Raw genomic sequence first — 2,875 nt, 5'->3', positions numbered from 1 at the left:
GATGGGCCTCTGTTATACAAATGAGATCTGCTTTTAAAGCACGTCTGTCTTCAGGTACGTAGGGCGGGCATCCTTCCCGGCGCTCTGCCGAGTGGTTAGGAGTTCACCATGAGTCTTGCGGCACCAGAAGCATCCACCAGCCATCTGATGTTGAGCGGCCGTCTGATTTCCGAGTTGGCGGGTGCGCGGAGCACATTGCGGACCATCACCGAGCGCAGCGGACCGGCGGTGATCGTTCATGCCGGAGGTGAGCTGGACGCCTCCAACGAGATGACCTGGCGGCGCCTGCTGAGCGAGGCATCCGCCGCCACCAGCCCGTCGAGCGCGTTTGTCGTCGACACCAGCGGCCTGGACTTCATGGCCTGCTGTGCATTCGCCGCACTGGCCGAGGAGGCCGAGCAATGCCGACGTCGCGACGTAGACCTACGGCTGGTCAGCAGCCAGCCGATCGTTGCGCGGACCGTCGCCGCGTGCGGGCTGAGCGAGCTGCTGCCGGTGCATGACAGCGTGGACGACGCGCTGCTGGCATCTGCTGACGAGTAAGCCCCCCGTCCTACCTGCAGATGCGCTGGGCGAGAAGGCCTTTGCCCTGACCGCCCAGCTGGCTTAGTGCGTCAGGTCGTCCCGCCATCGCCATCAGGAGGGCTTCCCCGGGACCCTTCACCTCGGGTCCGCTGCCATGGGTCCAGTCAAGGTCGGTCGCCGCCAGTCGCACGCCCCGGGCCCGCCTGGCGCCACGCACAGCAGGGGCGCGCAACGCGTAGTCCAACACGGTGCGCAGGCGCATCGGTGGAATCACCCGCGCGATACCGAGTGGTCGCCGAATATCCTGCTGGTGGATCATGCCGTCGACCAGGGCGATCATGCCGCCGAATGCCGTCATGAAGCCGCGTGGCGGGATGCAGTCACGCATCAGTTCGGTGAGCTGACCGGGTGATCGAGCGGCGTACTCGGCGACCCCGATCGCGTTCATGCGAGACGGCACCAATCCGCCCTTGAGGAAGCGCCGAACCAATTGCGAGCGGCTGAGTTCGTCATAGCTGAGCACGTGCGCGACGACGTCGTGCACCCGCCAGCGTTCGCACAGGCTGGGGTGATCCCACTGTTCCGGCGAGAGTCCGGCGAGCAGGCCTGCGAAGTCTTCGCGTTCCTCGCAGGCCATCTGCATGGTGGTCATTGGCATATCGCGAATTCCACGAAGCCGGCTAGCGTTCCGGCCCATCCGCCCGGAGAGTCGAAAATGGCTCGCATCTGCTCGGCCGCATCGCCGTAGCGCTGCAGGTTGCGATGGCGCAGATCCAGTCTGGTGCGATCCGGGCTCTCTTCAGTGAACGTCACCTCAACCTCGGTTTCGAAGCCCGGGTCGAAGCGCCAGTCAACACCAATCTGCCAGAGCAGCACGATCTTTCGCGGTGGATCCCAAGAGCCGACCCGGCCCCACTGACATTCGCTGCCGCTGATCCCGCGTTCGAACCAGCGCCCGCCATATTGCGGCTCGACCACCACCTCGGCGATCTCGGAGTCGCCGATCGAGTGCTCCCTGGGCCAGAAGTCGGTCATTCGCGTGGTGAACAGCTCGAATGCGCGCGCCGGCGACAGCGGCACGCTGATCGAGCGGGAAACCTCAAGGGCAGCAGCGGATTCGATATCCATCGCTCTTCCTCATTTCTTTGCGGTTCGGGCGGCTTCGGCTTCGGTTTCGGTTTCGGTTTCGGTTTCGGCGAGAATGGCAAAGTTGTCCAGCGTGGATTCCCAGAACCGGTCGAAGTAGTCGCGCACGATCTGCAGGCCCGAGGGGTTGATGCGATACAGACGCCGAGTGCCGGCGACCGATTCCACCACCAGCTCAGCGCCCTTGAGCACCCGCAAATGCTGCGATACGGCCGGCCGCGAAACCGGCAACTGATCGGCCAGTACACCGACGGCAACCGGGCCGGATGACAGCTTCTCCAGGATCGCGCGACGAGTGCGATCTCCTAGTGCCTCCAGCACGGCATCCACCGAGGTAGCCACATCCGTAAGTATGAACTAACGGTAAGTGTGTGTCAACGGTAAGTGACTACTAACGAGCGTTTACTCCCCCGCCGCCGGTACGGGTCGAACGGCCGCGACTGCGGAGCACACGGGGTGTTCGACGACCAATCACACTGTCACAGCGCGCAATTCTGGGCCACCCGGCATCGTCGTTCGTTGGTGGGCGCAGGCCTGGCGGCGACCATGCTGGCCGCTTCCGACTGGGGCCGACGCCGGTTGGCGCAGTAATCCGTTATCCACAGTTGGGCTTTTGTCCACAATGACGGTTTGGCGAGCACAATGACGGGTTTGGCGAGCGGCGTTGTGTCGGACCGTCGCAGCTAGTATTCGAACATGCATTCGGGCAGCCGTGAGGAGATCGTCGAAGTTTTCGACGGCCTCGACGCGTACCTCGACCGGGCCTTGGCGTTGTCCTTCGACGCGCTGATCACCCCGGAACGGCTGGCGATGCTGGCCCGCTGCGAGATCTTCCGCCGCCAACTGCCGGCCGTCGAGCACCCGCTGATCAACCAGATAGCCGAGCAAGCCGACCCCAGTGAGCTGGGTGGCAAGCTATCGTCGGCGCTGGCCGATCGGTTGCGGATCAGTCGCGCCGACGCCTCGCGGCGCATCGGCGAGGCCGCCGACCTGGGGCCGCGGCGGGCCATCACCGGCGAACCCTTAGCGCCGCTGCTGACCGCTACCGCCGCCGCGCAGCGCGCCGGACACCTCGGGGCCGGCCATGTGGCGGTGATCCGCGGGTTTTGTCACCGGCTGCCCAACGTCGTCGACGCCGAAACCCGCCAGCAGGCCGAAGCCCAGCTGGCCCGCCTCGGCGGGCAACACCGCCCCGACGAGCTGA

The 2,875-nt window shown here is 65.2% G+C and carries 5 protein-coding genes; 2 read left to right on the top strand and 3 right to left on the bottom strand.

Annotation, left to right across the window (positions count from 1 at the left end):
- Positions 1 to 108 precede the first annotated feature (108 nt).
- Entirely contained in the window at positions 109 to 543 is a 435-nt protein-coding gene (locus tag ACRDTL_RS10670; protein ID WP_431506676.1) for an anti-sigma factor antagonist, read from the top strand.
- 10 nt (positions 544 to 553) lie between these two features.
- Here the strand turns inward: ACRDTL_RS10670 and ACRDTL_RS10665 are convergent, their stop codons facing one another.
- From ACRDTL_RS10665 to ACRDTL_RS10655, 3 genes are read right to left on the bottom strand one after another with little or no spacing between them, the layout of a single operon-like run.
- Complete coding sequence (locus ACRDTL_RS10665; RefSeq protein WP_431506677.1) at positions 554 to 1,168, bottom strand: maleylpyruvate isomerase family mycothiol-dependent enzyme; 615 nt, start codon at positions 1,166 to 1,168, stop codon at positions 554 to 556.
- 5 nt (positions 1,169 to 1,173) lie between these two features.
- The gene (locus ACRDTL_RS10660) at positions 1,174 to 1,653 is read right to left on the bottom strand and encodes an SRPBCC family protein (RefSeq protein WP_431506675.1); all 480 of its coding nucleotides are present in this window, start codon (positions 1,651 to 1,653) and stop codon (positions 1,174 to 1,176) included.
- Between the two features lie 9 nt (positions 1,654 to 1,662).
- A complete protein-coding gene (locus ACRDTL_RS10655) occupies positions 1,663 to 2,013 on the bottom strand; it encodes an ArsR/SmtB family transcription factor (protein WP_431506674.1) in 351 nt (116 codons plus the stop codon).
- Positions 2,014 to 2,367: 354 nt separating this feature from the next.
- On the opposite strand from ACRDTL_RS10655, the gene ACRDTL_RS10650 reads away from it, so the two are divergent.
- Positions 2,368 to 2,875, top strand: a 508-nt coding sequence (locus ACRDTL_RS10650) for a DUF222 domain-containing protein (protein ID WP_431506673.1), incomplete at its 3' end; no start/stop codon positions are given.

The sequence above is a fragment of the Mycobacterium sp. genome (assembly GCF_050700595.1).
GTDB lineage: Bacteria > Actinomycetota > Actinomycetes > Mycobacteriales > Mycobacteriaceae > Mycobacterium.
The sequence above is the reverse complement of the archived record's forward strand: the minus strand, read 5'-3'. Positions and strand labels throughout refer to the sequence as shown.

Excerpts from the sequence above, each read along its gene's own strand:
- ACRDTL_RS10670 (WP_431506676.1), top strand. The coding sequence starts at position 109 with ATGAGTCTTGCGGCACCAGAAGCATCCACCAGCCATCTGATGTTGAGC.
- ACRDTL_RS10665 (WP_431506677.1), bottom strand. The coding sequence starts at position 1,168 with ATGCAGATGGCCTGCGAGGAACGCGAAGACTTCGCAGGCCTGCTCGCC.
- ACRDTL_RS10660 (WP_431506675.1), bottom strand. The coding sequence starts at position 1,653 with ATGGATATCGAATCCGCTGCTGCCCTTGAGGTTTCCCGCTCGATCAGC.